General features: G+C 54.8%; 10 protein-coding genes. 8 read left to right on the top strand and 2 right to left on the bottom strand.

All coding sequences use genetic code 11. The annotated features are described in order from the left end of the window. Positions 1–85: 85 nt before the first annotated feature. The 8 genes from BN3911_RS08605 to secF all read left to right on the top strand — a co-directional run bounded on the left by BN3911_RS08605 (position 86) and on the right by secF (position 10,698). Positions 86–721 carry a J domain-containing protein gene (locus BN3911_RS08605; RefSeq protein ID WP_066864065.1) on the top strand — a complete coding sequence of 212 codons (636 nt, stop codon included), beginning with the start codon at positions 86–88 and terminating at the stop codon, positions 719–721. A 529-nt stretch (positions 722–1,250) separates the two neighbouring features. Further along, complete coding sequence (locus BN3911_RS08600) at positions 1,251–1,790, top strand: hypothetical protein (protein ID WP_147578556.1); 540 nt, start codon at positions 1,251–1,253, stop codon at positions 1,788–1,790. Positions 1,791–2,072: 282 nt separating this feature from the next. Then, a complete protein-coding gene (locus BN3911_RS08590; RefSeq protein WP_066864060.1) occupies positions 2,073–2,945 on the top strand; it encodes a MurR/RpiR family transcriptional regulator in 873 nt (290 codons plus the stop codon). A 2-nt stretch (positions 2,946–2,947) separates the two neighbouring features. Beyond that, a complete protein-coding gene (locus BN3911_RS08585) occupies positions 2,948–4,180 on the top strand; it encodes a BaiN/RdsA family NAD(P)/FAD-dependent oxidoreductase (RefSeq protein ID WP_256191999.1) in 1,233 nt (410 codons plus the stop codon). A gap of 134 nt (positions 4,181–4,314) precedes the next feature. Beyond that, complete coding sequence (gene cmk / locus BN3911_RS17750) at positions 4,315–5,433, top strand: (d)CMP kinase (RefSeq protein WP_308211549.1); 1,119 nt, start codon at positions 4,315–4,317, stop codon at positions 5,431–5,433. A gap of 42 nt (positions 5,434–5,475) precedes the next feature. Beyond that, on the top strand, positions 5,476–6,159 hold the full coding sequence (locus BN3911_RS08575) for a lysophospholipid acyltransferase family protein (protein ID WP_066864057.1): 684 nt from the start codon (positions 5,476–5,478) through the stop codon (positions 6,157–6,159). Between the two features lie 43 nt (positions 6,160–6,202). Then, positions 6,203–8,224, top strand: coding sequence for a bifunctional 4-hydroxy-3-methylbut-2-enyl diphosphate reductase/30S ribosomal protein S1 (locus BN3911_RS08570; protein ID WP_066864054.1), 2,022 nt, complete (start codon positions 6,203–6,205; stop codon positions 8,222–8,224). 122 nt (positions 8,225–8,346) lie between these two features. Beyond that, positions 8,347–10,698, top strand: a complete 2,352-nt coding sequence (gene secF / locus BN3911_RS08565) for a protein translocase subunit SecF (RefSeq protein WP_066864051.1) — start codon at positions 8,347–8,349, stop codon at positions 10,696–10,698. A gap of 106 nt (positions 10,699–10,804) precedes the next feature. Here secF and BN3911_RS08560 read toward each other — a convergent pair whose 3' ends face one another. After that, positions 10,805–12,103 (bottom strand): sensor histidine kinase, encoded by a 1,299-nt coding sequence (locus BN3911_RS08560; protein ID WP_066864048.1) that lies wholly within the window; start codon positions 12,101–12,103, stop codon positions 10,805–10,807. Positions 12,104–12,709: 606 nt separating this feature from the next. Then, on the bottom strand, positions 12,710–14,089 hold the full coding sequence (locus BN3911_RS08555; RefSeq protein WP_066864045.1) for a TrpB-like pyridoxal phosphate-dependent enzyme: 1,380 nt from the start codon (positions 14,087–14,089) through the stop codon (positions 12,710–12,712). Between the last annotated feature and the right edge of the window lie 465 nt (positions 14,090–14,554).

Below are 14,554 nucleotides of genomic sequence, written 5' to 3'. Positions count from 1 at the left end.
ATTGCTTTTGCGGAGAATTCGTTCCCCTGCCGTTTTGGGCGGCAGGGCGGCGGAAAGCTTCATAAAGAAAAGAAGGAGACAGAACATGACAGATCCGTATAAGGTGCTCGGCGTATCGCCGTCCGCAACAGACGAGGAGATCAAAGAGGCATACCGGAACCTGGCCAAAAAGTATCATCCCGACCAGTATTCCGACAGCCCTCTGAAGGATTTGGCGGACGAAAAGATGAAGGAGATCAACGAGGCCTACGACACAATCACCGCGCAGCGCAAGAACGGCGGGGCAGGGCGCACGGGGCAGAGCGCTTACGCAGGCGGTTATAACCATGTCAACGGCACGGGTGGTTCCGGGTTCAACGACGTGCGCAGCTATATCGCCGCGGGCCGTATTGCTGATGCCGAACAGATCCTCAACGGAGTCCCCCCTGAGCGCCGCAACGCTGAGTGGTATTTTCTCAAGGGATCCGTATTATATCGCCGGGGCTGGCTGGAGGAGGCGAAGGACCATTTCTCCCGGGCCTGCCAGATGGATCCCGGCAATGCGGAATACAGCGCGGCCCTGAACCAGGCGATGAATCAGGGCACCGGCGTCTATGGCGGCTACAATCCCCGCGGCAACATGAATGCAGGTGGCTGCAATTCCTGTGATATGTGTTCTTCCCTGATCTGCGCGGACTGTTGCTGTGAGTGTATGGGCGGCGATTTGATTCCCTGCTGTTAAGCGGCTGCTGGCTTTGATCAGCGGCGCGGTTCAGGCATTGTGGAGCGTGGTTCCGGCCAGCGCACAGCCAAAGCCGAAATAGAAGTCTTTTGCTTCCTTTTCTTTTAGAAAGGGAAGGCCGGCGGAAAGTTTGGGCATCGTGGAGCTGGGCTCCGGCCAGTGCCCAGCCGTAGCTGGAATAGAAGTCTTTTGCTTCCTTTTCTTCAGAAAAGGAAGGCCGGCTGAAAAGTTTGGGCATCGTGGAGCGGGGTTCCGGCCTGTGCCCAGTCGAAGCCGGAATAAAAGTCTTTTGCTTCCTTTTCTTCAGAAAAGGAAGGCCGGCGGAAAGTTTGGGCATCGTGGAGCGGGGTTCCGGCCTGTGCCCAGTCGAAGCCGGAATAAAAGTCTTTTGCTTCCTTTTCTTCAGAAAAGGAAGGCCGGCGGAAAGTTTGGGCATCGTGGAGCGGGGTTCCGGCCCGTGCCCGGCCGAAGCCGGAATAAAAGTCTTTTGCTTCCTTTTCTTCAGAAAAGGAAGGAAGGAGCGATACGGTTGAAAAATTCCATGAAAGTGGCGTTCTGTGGTATTGTGGCGGCGCTTTCCGCAGTGCTGATGTTCCTGACGGGTCTGGTGCCGGTGGCGACGCTGGCGATCCCCGCCATTGCAGGTTGTCTTTTGATTCCAGTGGTGGTGGAGTCCGGTTTATCCTGGGGATTCGGCGTCTATGCTGTGTGCAGTGTGCTCTCATTCCTGCTTGCAGCTGACCGGGAAGCCGCCCTGTTTTACGTGCTGTTCTTTGGCTATTACCCCGCCCTGTATGCAGTGCTGGGACGTGTCAAAAACAAGGTACTGCGGATTCTGGCAAAGCTTCTTGTCTTCAATGCGGCAGTGGTCATAGAAACCCTTATCTCAATCTACCTCCTGGGAATTCCGTTGGAGACCATCAGTTTTCTGGGACCCTTTACCCCGGTAGTGCTGCTGGTGCTGGCCAACGCGGTATTTTTGTTGTATGATTCTGCCCTCAACGGTCTTATTTTGCTGTATGTGCACCGGATTCATGAGCAGGTCAAGCGGATGTTTCGTCTGAAATAGGTGAAGTGTGCTTTCCAAAAACTGGATGAGATGAAGCACAAAAAAAGTTTTCCTGCAAAAACCGTAAGAAATAAACAGGAAAATGTACCCTGTCACTTGATTTTTGCAGGGAGAACCCTTAAAATGAATCTGTTGATCGCCGTTGGCATGGCGCCGGCGGCGATTTTTGTTTGCCTCTGAAAAGAAGTCCGGCGCCTTTGGAAAGAGGTGCTTCCGTTCTGAGAGGTTCTATAGCCAGGGGGCTTTTGCGACAGCATTCCCGGAAAGAGAAAGGAATTTGCCATGAACAGCCAGCTTTCAGATCGAATTAAAATGAAAAGCGCTACCTTTTCCAAGGGTCAGCGCCTGATCGCCAAGTATATAGAGGAGCATTCCGATAAGGTGGCCTTTATGACTGCCTCCCGGCTGGGCGCTACGGTGGGGGTCAGTGAGTCCACCGTGGTCAGATTTGCCACAGAAATCGGGTACTCCGGATATCCCGCCTTGCAGCAAGCCATGCAGGAGATGATCCGCAGCAAGCTCACCAGCGTACAGCGGCTGGAGATGACCTCCAGCAATATTGCGCCGGAAAGGCTGCTGGACGCGGTGCTGGAGCAGGACATCGATATCCTCAGGCGGACCAAGGAGACGGTGAACCGGGAGGATTTCTACCGTGCGGCGGATGCGCTGCAGCGGGCCCAGCGGGTCTACATTTTGGGAGCCGGCAGCTCTCTGGCCCTGGCTACCTTCCTCTCCCACTATTTCCGCCTGGTCTTTGATACAGTGCATCTGGTGGAAGCTACCAGCGAGGCCACGATCCTGCAGCAGATGATCCACGCCGGGGAGGGGGACGCCATCATTGCCATCAGTTTTCCCCGGTATTCCAAAAAGGCTGCTAAGGCTCTGCAGTATGCGTCGGACCGGGGGGTCTCCACCATTGCCATCACGGACAGCCCTCTGTCCCCGTTGGCGCGGCATGCTTCCCATGTACTGCTGGCCCGCAGCGATATGGTTTCCTTTGTGGATTCCCTGGTGGGTCCCCTCAGTCTGATCAACGCACTGATTGTTACGGTTGCGATCCGGAGAAAGGGCGAGGTGGCGGATACCCTGAGGAAGATAGAGAATATCTGGGATGAATACGGAGTTTATGAAAAGGTGGATGAGGCAAACAATTGAGCGTGGGGAACAATTATGATGTCATTGTGGTAGGCGGCGGGGCTGCCGGCCTGATGGCGGCAGGCGTATGCGCCGAACGCGGCCGAAGGACCGCTGTGTTCGAGAAGAATGAGAAACTGGGCAGGAAACTGCGCATTACCGGAAAGGGAAGGTGCAACGTCACCAACAACTGTACCGTACAGGAAGTGATTGCCTGCACCCCCCGGGGCGGGAAGTTTTTATACGGCGCTTTGTCTGCCTTTCCTCCAGAGGAAACCATGCGCTTTTTTGAAAACCTGGGGATTCCGCTGAAAACAGAACGCGGCCGGCGGGTATTTCCCGTTTCCGACAGGGCGGACGATATTGCGGATGCGTTGGCCGGATTTGCGCGGGAAAACGGCGCGCAGGCGGTGCGGGAGCCGGTGCAGTCGGTTCTGGCGGAAGGTGGAAAGGTACTGGGGGTGCGCACCTCCAGAGGCGAGTATCGCGCCGGCTCGGTGCTGTTGGCCTGCGGGGGCGCCTCCTATCCAGGAACAGGCTCAAACGGGGACGGCTACCGGCTGGCAAGAGCGCTGGGACATACGGTCGGCCCTGTTGTGCCGTCCCTGGTGCCTCTGGTGGAGCAGGGCGGCGACTGCTCGCAAATGATGGGCCTATCCCTGCGCAACTGCGGCGTAAAGGTGACGAGGCAGGACAGGAAAAAGCCGGTATATGAGGATTTTGGAGAGCTGCTGTTCACCCATTTTGGGCTTTCCGGCCCGACCATCCTCAGCGCCTCCGCCCATATGCACCCCATGGAGGCGGGCTTGTACACCATACATCTTGATTTGAAGCCTGCCCTGTCGGAAATTCAGCTGGATGCCCGTCTGCTGCGGGATTTTGAGAAGAATAAAAACAGAATCTTTGCCAATTCTCTGGATGAGCTGCTGCCGCAAAAGCTGATCCCCATAGCTGTAAGACGCAGTGGAATCCCCGGGGAAACCCGCTGCCATTCCATCACCCGGGAGGAGAGGCAGGCCTTTGGCAGGCTTCTGAAGGATTTTCCCATCCGCATTTCGGGATTCCGTCCCCTGGCAGAGGCTATCGTCACCTCCGGCGGGGTCAGCCTCAAGGAGGTGGATCCCCGCACTATGGAGTCAAAGCTGGTAAAAGGCCTCTATTTTGCAGGAGAACTGCTGGACGTCGACGCCTATACCGGCGGCTACAACCTGCAGATCGCCTTTTCCACCGGACACCTGGCAGGCAGCTTTTTGTAAAATTTTTGAGGCCGCCGGGAGGTTCTGTTTGAGGTGTGGATTGTCCTGACGGATGATTACAGGATCACCGTAGACGATTATTAGGCGGAATGATGTGTCCGGCTGAACTTTACTGATCGGTTTTGGGGGCTTGTATGGAGGAAAAAAAGCTGGGGCGGGAGGATATCCTGCGCCTGATGAACGGACTGGACTTTCTCGGAAAAGAATATTGGATCACGGCGGGTGCGGGGCTGGTGCTGCATGGTGTGAAACAGGAAACTCACGATGTGGATTTCGGCTGCACCGCCGGGCTGGCCGATCTCCTCGTGGAAAAGGGATATCCCTTCCGCGTTTCGGAACAGGACGGCAAGCGTATTTTTGCCGTGGGGGAACAGGTAGAGGCGCTGGAAAATTGGTTTGCGGACGAAATTGAAGAAAAATACGGTCTGCAGGTGGCCAGCCTGGAGAGCATCCGCAGGCAGAAGGCTGACCTGGGCAGGGAAAAGGATCTGGAGGACATCCGGAGAATCGACGATTTTTTGGCGCGAAAAGAGAAAACTCAGTATATTGGAAGAGAATGCTGGAAATCAAGTGGAAAAGAGGAGACTGATATGTTTGCGGTAGCAATCGATGGCCCGGCCGGAGCGGGAAAGTCCAGCGTGGCCAAAGCGGCGGCGCAGGAACTGGGTTTCGTCTATGTGGATACAGGGGCGCTGTACCGTACAGTGGCGCTCTATTTATTGGACCATGGCGTCGATCCCGCCGACAGGGCGGCGGTGGAGGCTGAGCTGCCCAAAATTGAAGTGGGCTTGAAACACACCCCGGAGGGGCAGAAGATGTACCTGTGCGGCCGGGATGTGACTGGGGAAATCCGTACGCCGGAGGTGTCCATGGCCACTTCCACCTGTTCGGCCATTCCCGCGGTGCGTTCTTTTCTGCTGCAGTTGCAGCGGGATCTGGCGGAGAAAAACAATGTGCTTATGGACGGCAGGGACATCGGTACGGTGGTGCTGCCCCATGCTCAGCTGAAAATTTTTCTCACCGCCTCCCCGGAGGAACGGGCCCGGCGCCGGGTACGCCAGTTGGAAGAAGCCGGTCAAAAGGTAGAGTATGAAAGTATTTTAAAGGATATTCAGCAGCGTGATTATCAGGACTCCCATCGGGCTGCAGCGCCCCTTAGGCCGGCGGAGGATTCCGTTCTGTTGGACACCACCGGAGATACTTTTGAGGAATCGGTGGCGAAGTTGGAGGGGCTTGTGAGGGCCCGGCTCTGAGCAGACGTGAAATTAGTGATTTTCAGAAGGGATGGATGCGCTGTGGCGCAGAGGAAAAAAGCGAAGAAAACCGGAAAACTGTATGCATTTGGTCGGATGCTGCTGAGTTGGTTTTATCTTCCCGTATACCGGATCCACGTTCTGGGGCGGGAGAATGTTCCGGAAGAAGGGCCTGTGCTGCTGTGCAGCAACCATGTGGCCATGAAAGATCCGGTGATGCTGGGTATCGTGCAAAAGCGGCAGGTATTTTATATGGCCAAGGAGGAGCTTTTCCGCAACGGTTTTATTGGAGGCCTGCTGCGGAGGCTGGGCGCTTTTCCGGTCAGGCGGGGTACGGGCGGGACGGATGCGTTGGAGGAGGCCTATACCCTTTTGGAGGAAGACGCCGTTGTGGGCGTGTTCATCGAGGGTCACCGCTCGAAAACAGGGGAACTGCAAAAGCCGAAAACAGGCGCCGCGCTGCTGTGTTACCGCACCCAAGCGCCGGTGGTTCCGGTGTGCATCACAGCGGAGGACGGCAGGCTGCCCCGGCCTTTCCACAGAACGGTCATTCAGTTTGGAAAACCTGTCCCTGCTGAACGCCTGCAGATTCCTGACGACTCCAGCATGCAGCTCAGAAGGGCCAGCCGTACCATCATGGGTGAAATCGCCGCGCTGCGGGAAGAATCCCTGAAGTATCTGGGCAGTTCCTCTGCTCAGGCAGGGGAGACCGAGAGGAAAGCATAGGCTTGTCGCAGGCAGGCGGAAAGGAGATGAGCTTATTCAAAATTTGAAGATTGAAGTGGCCTCTTCCGCAGGCTTCTGCTTCGGCGTAAACCGGGCGGTGGATGCGGTGTATCGCTTGTTGGAAGAAGGAAAAAAAGCAGCCACCTTGGGCCCGATCATCCATAACCCGCAGATTGTTTCAGATTTAAAGGAACGGGGCGTCTGTGTGGTGGAACGGCCGGAAGATACCCCTCCCGGCGCTGTGTTGGTCATTCGCTCCCACGGTGTGCCCAAATCGGTGACGGACCGTGTCGCCGGACTGGGGCTCAGCTGTGTGGACGCCACCTGTCCCTTTGTCAAAAAACTTCACGACCTGGCCAGGTGCGCGGGGGAGGAGGGCAGGACGTTCCTGCTGTTCGGCGACTCCGGTCATCCCGAGGTGCAAGGCATTATTGGACATTGTGTTGGGGAACATTATGTGATAAAAGATGCGTTGGAGCTGCAGAATTTACTGGAAAATAATTCTTTGCTGGCAAATAAGCCGCTTACAGTGGCTGCGCAGACCACTTTTAACGCCCAGGAGTGGGAGAATACTTTAAAAACTCTGAAAAAAGTATGTACAAACGCCGTGGTTTTTGCTACAATATGTAATGCAACTGCGAAAAGGCAGAAGGAAGCGAAGGCTCTCGCTGAGCGGTCGGATGCCATGTTGGTCATCGGCGGGAGAAACAGCTCAAATACGGCGAAGCTGAGGGATATCTGCGCGCAATACTGTCCGACGTACCTCGTTGAGGGAGCGGACGAGCTGCCGGCCTTTGAGGCCGGGACCAGAATTGGCATCACTGCGGGGGCTTCCACACCCGCAAGCATTATAAAGGAGGTACTAGTTACCATGGCAGAAGTGAACAACAATGAGCTGAATTTTGAGGAGATGCTTGAGGAGTCCCTCAAAAGCTTAAATACAGACGAAAAGGTACACGGTGTGGTAGTGGGCATTTCTCCCACCGAAGTGTATGTGGACGTTGGAAGGAAGCAGGCTGGTTTTATTCCCGCAAACGAGCTTTCCAACGACCCGAGCGTCAAGCCTGAAGACGTGGTGAAAATCGGCGACGAGATGGATCTTCTCATCATGAAGACAAATGACCAGGAAGGCACCATCATGCTCTCCAAGCGCCGTGTGGACGCCATGAAGGGCTGGGACGAGATTGCCGAGGCCCAGGAGAGCGGCGAAGTGCTCGAAGGCAAAGTGATCGAGGTGGTCAAGGGCGGTGTAATCGTGCTCAAGGGTGCGATGCGCGTGTTTGTCCCCGCTTCCCAGGCGACCGCAGCCAGAGGGGAAGACCTGAACGAATTGATGGGCAAGGAAGTACGTTTCCGCATTATCGAGGTCAACCGCCAGCGCCGCAGAGCGGTAGGCTCCATCCGCAGCGTGCTTCGCGAGGAGCGCAAAGCTGCCCAGGAAAAATTCTGGGAGCAGATTGAGGAAGGCCAGCAGTACACCGGCAAGGTGAAATCCCTCACCAATTTTGGCGCCTTCGTAGACCTTGGCGGTGTGGACGGCATGATCCATATTTCCGAACTCTCCTGGAACCGGATCAAGCATCCCAGCGAAGTGCTGAGCGTGGGCGACACCGTTGACGTGTACGTCAAGGGCTTGGATCGAGAGCACGGGAAAATTTCCCTGGGCTACAAGCGTCCGGAGGACAATCCCTGGGAAAAGCTCAAGAACGAGTATCCCGCCGGGACCGTCTGCGACGCCAGGGTTGTGGGTATGACCCAGTTTGGCGCGTTTGCCAATGTTATCCCCGGAATTGACGGCCTCATTCATATTTCGCAGATTGCAGACCACAGGATTGAAAAACCTCAGGATGCGCTGAAGGTCGGGGATATCGTCAAGGTAAAGATCACGGACATCGATTTTGATAAGCACAGAGTTTCTCTCTCCATCCGTGCGCTGCTGGAAGAACAGCAGGAGGCAGATGACAAAGCGGCTGCTGAATCCACGGAGGATGCCGTAGTCTATGTGTCCCAGGAGAGCGGCGTTTCCGAAGCAGATGAAGAGGCGGCTGCCCCTTCGGAGGAATAAAAATTAAGCTCGGCCAACACACAGGGTAGTGTTCACTGCCCTGTTTTGTATGGTACCCGAATAAATAAGCCTGACCGCCTTTTGTGTGAAAGCCCAGCGGTCAAATTGGAGGAAAGACACCCATGAAGCGAGTAAAAAAACCTGTGTTTTTTGTAGTCGCTCTGTTGATTCTCGCCTTGGTGTATACGTCGCTTTTCGGCGTGTACGGCCAGCGGGGCGATTTTAAGGAGACCTACATAAAGGGCGCCGGCGATATCCGTTGGGGCATCGACATCCGCGGCGGCGTAGAGGCCACCTTCAGTCCCGCAGGGGATGTGAAGGCCACTGCTACCGAGCTGGATTCGGCCAAGGCCATCATCGAGACTCGTATGGTCTCGACAAACATCACTGACTACGAAATTTACACCGACGCGGCCAATAACCGCATTATCGTCCGTTTCCCCTGGAAAAGCGGCGAAGCGAATTTTGACCCGGAGGCGGCCATTGAAGAACTTTCCGCCACTGCTATGCTGACCTTCCGGGAGGGCATGGAATACGAGACCACGGAATATGGTTCCGACGGGAACCCGGTTTATAAAACGCCGGCGGGAACCACTGCGGAAAACATCATCCTGGAGGGCGCCGACGTAGTCAAGGCGGAACCTGTGGTGAACCAAGATACCTCCCAGTTCATGGTCTCCCTGGAGTTCTCAGAGAGCGGCAAGGAAAAGTTTGCCGAGGCCACTGAGCGGCTGAAAGGAAAGACCATCTCCATCTGGATGGATGATGTGATGATTTCCTTCCCCACGGTAAACTCCGTCATCAGCGACGGCAAGTGCGTGATTGAGGGAGACTTCACCAGCGAACAGGCCGCGGCTCTGGCTTCCAAGATTCAGGCCGGCGCGCTGCCCTTTGCCCTGGAGACCTCGAACTTCAACTCCCTGGCCCCGACGCTGGGTTCTCAGGCTCTTGACGCGATGATGCTGGCTGGAATTATTGCTTTCGCCCTGATCGCAGTGCTGATGATTCTGGTTTTCAGGCTTCCCGGCGTTGTGGCTGTGATCAGCCTTGCCGGTCAGCTGGGCATCTGCTTTGCAGCCATTTCAGGCTTCTTCACATTCTTTAATTCCTTTACCATGACGCTGCCCGGTATTGCCGGCTTGATTCTCTCCATCGGTATCGGTGTGGATGCCAACGTGATTACTGCAAGCCGCATCCGTGAGGAACTCAGAAATGGAAAGACCCTGGACGGCGCGCTGCAGCGCGGTTTCCAAAGCAGTTTCTGGGCTATTTTTGACGGCAACATTACCACTGCCATTGTGGCGATAATGCTGATGGGCGTGTTTGGCCCCAGCAATATCCTTTCTCTGATATTCGGTGAGTCCACCACCGGTTCCATCTTCTCCTTCGGCTTTACCCTGTTGGTGGGCATCATCGCCAACTTTATCATGGGTGTGCTGGCTACAAGACTGATGACCATGTCTCTTGCCGGATTCAAAGGCCTGCATAAGAAGTGGCTGTTTGGCGGAGCCAGAGAGGGTGAGGCAGCTGCGGCTCAAAAGCCCCGTTCTTTCCAGTTTTATGAAAACAAGAAAGTTTATTATGCCATTTCTGTGGCAGTGATTCTGGTGGGCATCATCGCCAGCATCATCGTGGTGCCGAAGCTGGACATCCAGTTTGCTGGCGGCGCCATGATCCGCTACTCGGTAGAGGGTGGAGAGATCACTGCGGATGAGGTGCAGAAAACCTTGAAGGACGAGTTGGGCAAGGACTGCTCCGTGGCTGTCAATGAGGGAATCAATTCCGGCTCCAAGTCGGTAACCGTTTCCTTTGCAGGCAATCAGAGTATGACGCCTGAGGAACAGAAGGAAGTGGCTTCCACGCTGACCAGCGCCTATGACGAGCTCACCTTCAACCTGCTGGAATCAAACTCGGTAGACGCCACTATGGGCGCCAGGTTCTTCCAGAAATGTTTGGTCTGCTTCGCTATTACTGCTATATTCCTGTTGGTTTATATTGCGCTCCGCTTCGGTAAGATCGGCGGTTTCTCGGCAGGTCTTACGGCAATTGTTGCACTGCTCCATGACGTGCTGATTTCCTTCTGTGTCTTTGTGGTGTTCGGCATGCCGATTAACGATATCTTCATCGCGGTAGTGCTCACCATTTTGGGTTATTCGCTGAATAGCACAATTGTCATTTATGACAGAGTGAGGGAGAACAAGCGGAAGATGGGTCCCAGGGTAAACTTTACGGATGTTATGAATTTGAGCCTTAATCAGACGCTGGGCCGCACTCTGCTCACCTCTCTTACCACATTCCTGGCTCTGCTGGTGGTGTTGATTGTGGCGGCTGCCTTTGGAATTTCGACCGTTGTCTCCTTTGCCCTGCCTATGATGGCAGGTGTTGTGGCCGGCTGTTTCTCCTCTCAGTGTATCGCCCCCAACCTTTTTGCCATGTGGCAGATTCGCAAGCGCGAAAAATTGAACGCCAAATAGGGCTGTTCCCTGTGAGGCCTGTGGTGGCAGAATAAAAAAAGAAGCTTCCTTCTCCCGGATTTCAGCCGGGGCAGGAAGCTTTTTTTGCTGTATGCGGCACAGGAAATCAGACCAGTAGCTTTAAGATGAATTCTTCTTCCTGGGTGGTACATTCCAACACGCCATGGTATTTTTGAACGAAGTTAAAGATGGAGCGGGTGCCGTAGCCATGTCCCTCCTTTTGGTTGGAGGGTAAACCTGTGGCAGGATCCAGGCGGAGGGGGCCGGAGAAAGAATTGGAGATTTCAAGCAGCAGCTGGGTCCCACAGGGCTTTCCAAAAAGGGAGACATGGGGCTCCTTTGTTTCAGTTTCCTTGTCCACAGCTGTCAGTGCGTTTTCCAAGGCGTTGGAGATGACCACGGCCAGCTCCGTAACGTCGGCCTGCAGAAATTTTGGCAGCTCCAGCACTACAATAAACCGGATTCCTGCCTGTTCCGCCCTGGCGGCGGCCTGCGTGAGCACCGTGTCGAGAATAGGGTTCCCGGTATAGCGGTGCAGGACCCCCAACCCGCCGAGAGCGGCCGTGTTTTCCTCCAACCGATCCAAAATTTCTCCGGCATGCCCCAGGTTTCCACTAGCAAGGCAGCTGCGCAGCAGCCGGATAAAGTGGCGCATGTCGTGCCGGAAGATCCTGACGCTCTGGGAGGCGGCCTCAGCCTGGGCTGCCTCCTTTTCCAGGAAACCCACTTCAGAGCGCAGGATGGCGTTGTATTTCTGGATTTCCGCCTGCTGGCGGATTGCGCGCTGGAAGCGATACAGCATCACATAGAGCAGCACCGTAGTGATACAGAGAACGAGAGTAGGAAAAACTGGGGCTCTCCTGCTTTCCGCCACCGCCGGATACACGCAGAATGCGACCAGGGAGATCCAGAGGAAAAGGGGGACCCAGACCACCTGTCCCCACTTGATCTGGTTTTCATCCAACATTTCCAGCAGAGGCTTTCTGCAGAATTTCCAAATCAGCAGGGTTTGCAGGACTGTGATCAGTACCTTCAGCAGAATCCAGAGGAAATGGTCACGCTGCACAAAAACCGTTGTCAGGGCGTCACAGATCGAGGTATCCAATCCGGCGGTAACCAGGATAAAAGCCAGACGACCGTCCCGAAGTTCGCAGCAGGCCAGAAAGGCAATGGTGCAGATGACGGGAAGAAGAGTTCCGGCAATCCAGGCAGAGATGACCGTAGGCCCCAGCAGTAAGTAGATTAACAGGCCGAGCCCAACCATGCCGCCCTCTATTTCCAGAAAAATCCGGTTCATCCGCTTAGGAGGAAACCGCCAGGTGGAGATCAGCAGGAATACAATGGGAATCACCAGCGGCAGGGTTATGGAAGTGGCGAAATAGCGCCATACAGTAATTTCAGTCACGGAAGATCCTCCTACTTTATCCGTTTTCCATCCACACCTTGGGTGCGAAATTCAAGCACCTGCGGTTGGTGGTTCGTGCAGTACAGTGACAGCTGACTTTCGGCCTTTTTCTCCGCTGAGAGAACTACGCCAGCGGTGTTAGTCTACACGGTACGGCAAAAAGTTTTAGGATTTTCCCTATGCCGGCGACTATGATACCACACCTGCGGTGGGCAAGCCGCGCATCTCAACCTCTTCGGTTCTTCGGCCCACCGCACGCGTCTCAGGTTATTTTTTATTATACCATATTTAGATCCTTTGTGCATGCAAGGATAAGCTGCCATGAAGGGAAAAGCAGTTTTCGGACGTGTGCCTCACCGCCTATTGCTCACTGTACAGAAATTTTTCTGGAAGGGAAATGGCCTCAGCCTGCGCTTATCGACGAACGTGTGGAGCTGTATCCCGTAATATGGAATGTATCTGAAAAGCCTGAACAATCTTTTATTCCTTGAGAAAGCTGCCCGTAGGGCTCTTGTTTGTATGAAAAATGCTCCCCTGAGAGACAGCGTAAAATTGCTGTCGTCTAAAGGGGAGCATTCGCCGGCGCTGGGCCTGATTTCAGTATTCTTACAGATTTACCTGAGGCAGGGTGGCAAAACTGGCCTCCAGTTCCTCGTCACTGGGGATGGTGTCGGTCATCTTGCCGTCGTTGAACCTCTCATAGGCTGTCATATCAAAGTAACCTGTGCCGGTCAGGCCGAAGACGATGGTCTTCTCCTCGCCGGTCTCCTTGCATTTTAAGGCCTCGTCGATAGCCGTGCGGATGGCATGGCTGGACTCCGGGGCGGGAAGGGTCCCTTCCACACGGGCGAACAGCTCTGCAGCCTCAAACACGGAGGTCTGTTCCACGGAGACAGCCTCCATTAGGCCGTCGGCATAGAGCTGGGAAAGGACGGAGCTCATGCCGTGGTAGCGCAGTCCGCCGGCATGGTTGGCGGAGGGAATGAAATTGGAACCCAGGGTGTACATCTTCGCCAGCGGGCACACCATGCCGGTATCGCAGAAATCGTAGGCGAACCTGCCTCTGGTTAAAGAGGGGCAGGAGGCTGGTTCTACGGCGATGAAACGGTAGTTGTCTTCCCCGCGGAGCTTTTGCCCCATGAAGGGGGCGATCAGTCCGCCCAAATTAGAGCCGCCGCCTGCGCAGCCGATAATGATATCGGGGTGGATGCCGTACTTGTCCAGAGCGGCCTTCGTCTCCAATCCGATGACGGACTGGTGCAGCAGCACCTGGTTGAGTACGGAGCCCAGCACATAGCGGTAGCCGGGAGTAGAGGTGGCCACTTCCACCGCTTCAGAAATTGCGCAGCCCAGGCTGCCGGTGGTGCCGGGATGGGCTTCCAGAATCTTCCTTCCCACCTGGGTATTTTCTGAGGGGGAGGGGGTGACGGATGCACCGTAAGTGCGCATCACCTCTCTGCGGAAGGGCTTCTGTTCATAGGAGACCTTTACCATGTAGACTTTACAATCCAGGTCGAAATAGGAGCAGGCCATGGAAAGGGCGGTTCCCCACTGGCCGGCGCCTGTCTCCGTAGTAACGCCTTTAAGGCCCTGCTTTTTTGCATAGTAGGCCTGAGCGATGGCGGAGTTGAGCTTGTGGGAACCGGAAGTGTTGTTTCCCTCGAATTTGTAATAAATCTTAGCCGGAGTATCCAGGGCCTTTTCCAAAAAGCTTGCGTGTACCAGAGGAGAGGGCCGATACATCTTATAAAACGAACGGATCTCGTCGGGGATCTCGAAGAAGGGCGTAGTGTCATCCAGCTCCTGCCGAACCAGATCGTCGCAGAATACAGGAGTGAGATCTTCGAAGGTCATGGGCTTTAGGGTGCCGGGATTCAACAGGGGGGCAGGCTTATTTTTCATATCGGCCCGCAGGTTATACCAGGCCTGGGGCATCTCGTTTTCTTCCAGATAAATTTTGTAGGGGATCTCTGCCATTGTTACCATTCCTTTCACAATTCAGTTAAATATAAAAAATGCACCTGTCCTAATGTCTTAGGACAGGTGCATAAACTATCTGCCCTAAAACCTTAGGACAGATGTTGGAACATCTGCGGTGCCACCTAAATTCGCCCGAAAGCGCGCCTCATTCGCGTACAGATCAAGATATTCGATACGCTAGCCGCTGTAACGGTCGGCCTCCGTCTCCCCTAACACTGCCGCCAGTGCTCAGTTTGCCCTCCCGGGTCCATTCCTTACCCACCGTACCGCCATGATCACACCCTTCACGGCTCTCTTTAGATACGGTTGTGGGAAAGTACTCCTCCCAGTCAACGGTTTTTCTATGTTGCAAAAACTATAACACTGCACATTTCATTTGTCAAGGGGAAATTTTTAAAAATGCAGCGTAGCTTTCCAGCAGTATCCTGTGCCCACATGAAAATAAAGCATCCGAACGGCTTCCCCTGACAA

Origin of the sequence: Neglectibacter timonensis (assembly GCF_900048895.1) — a bacterium.
In the GTDB taxonomy this organism is placed as follows: Bacteria; Bacillota; Clostridia; order Oscillospirales; family Acutalibacteraceae; genus Acutalibacter; species Acutalibacter timonensis.
This window is presented reverse-complemented; position numbering and strand designations above follow the sequence as displayed.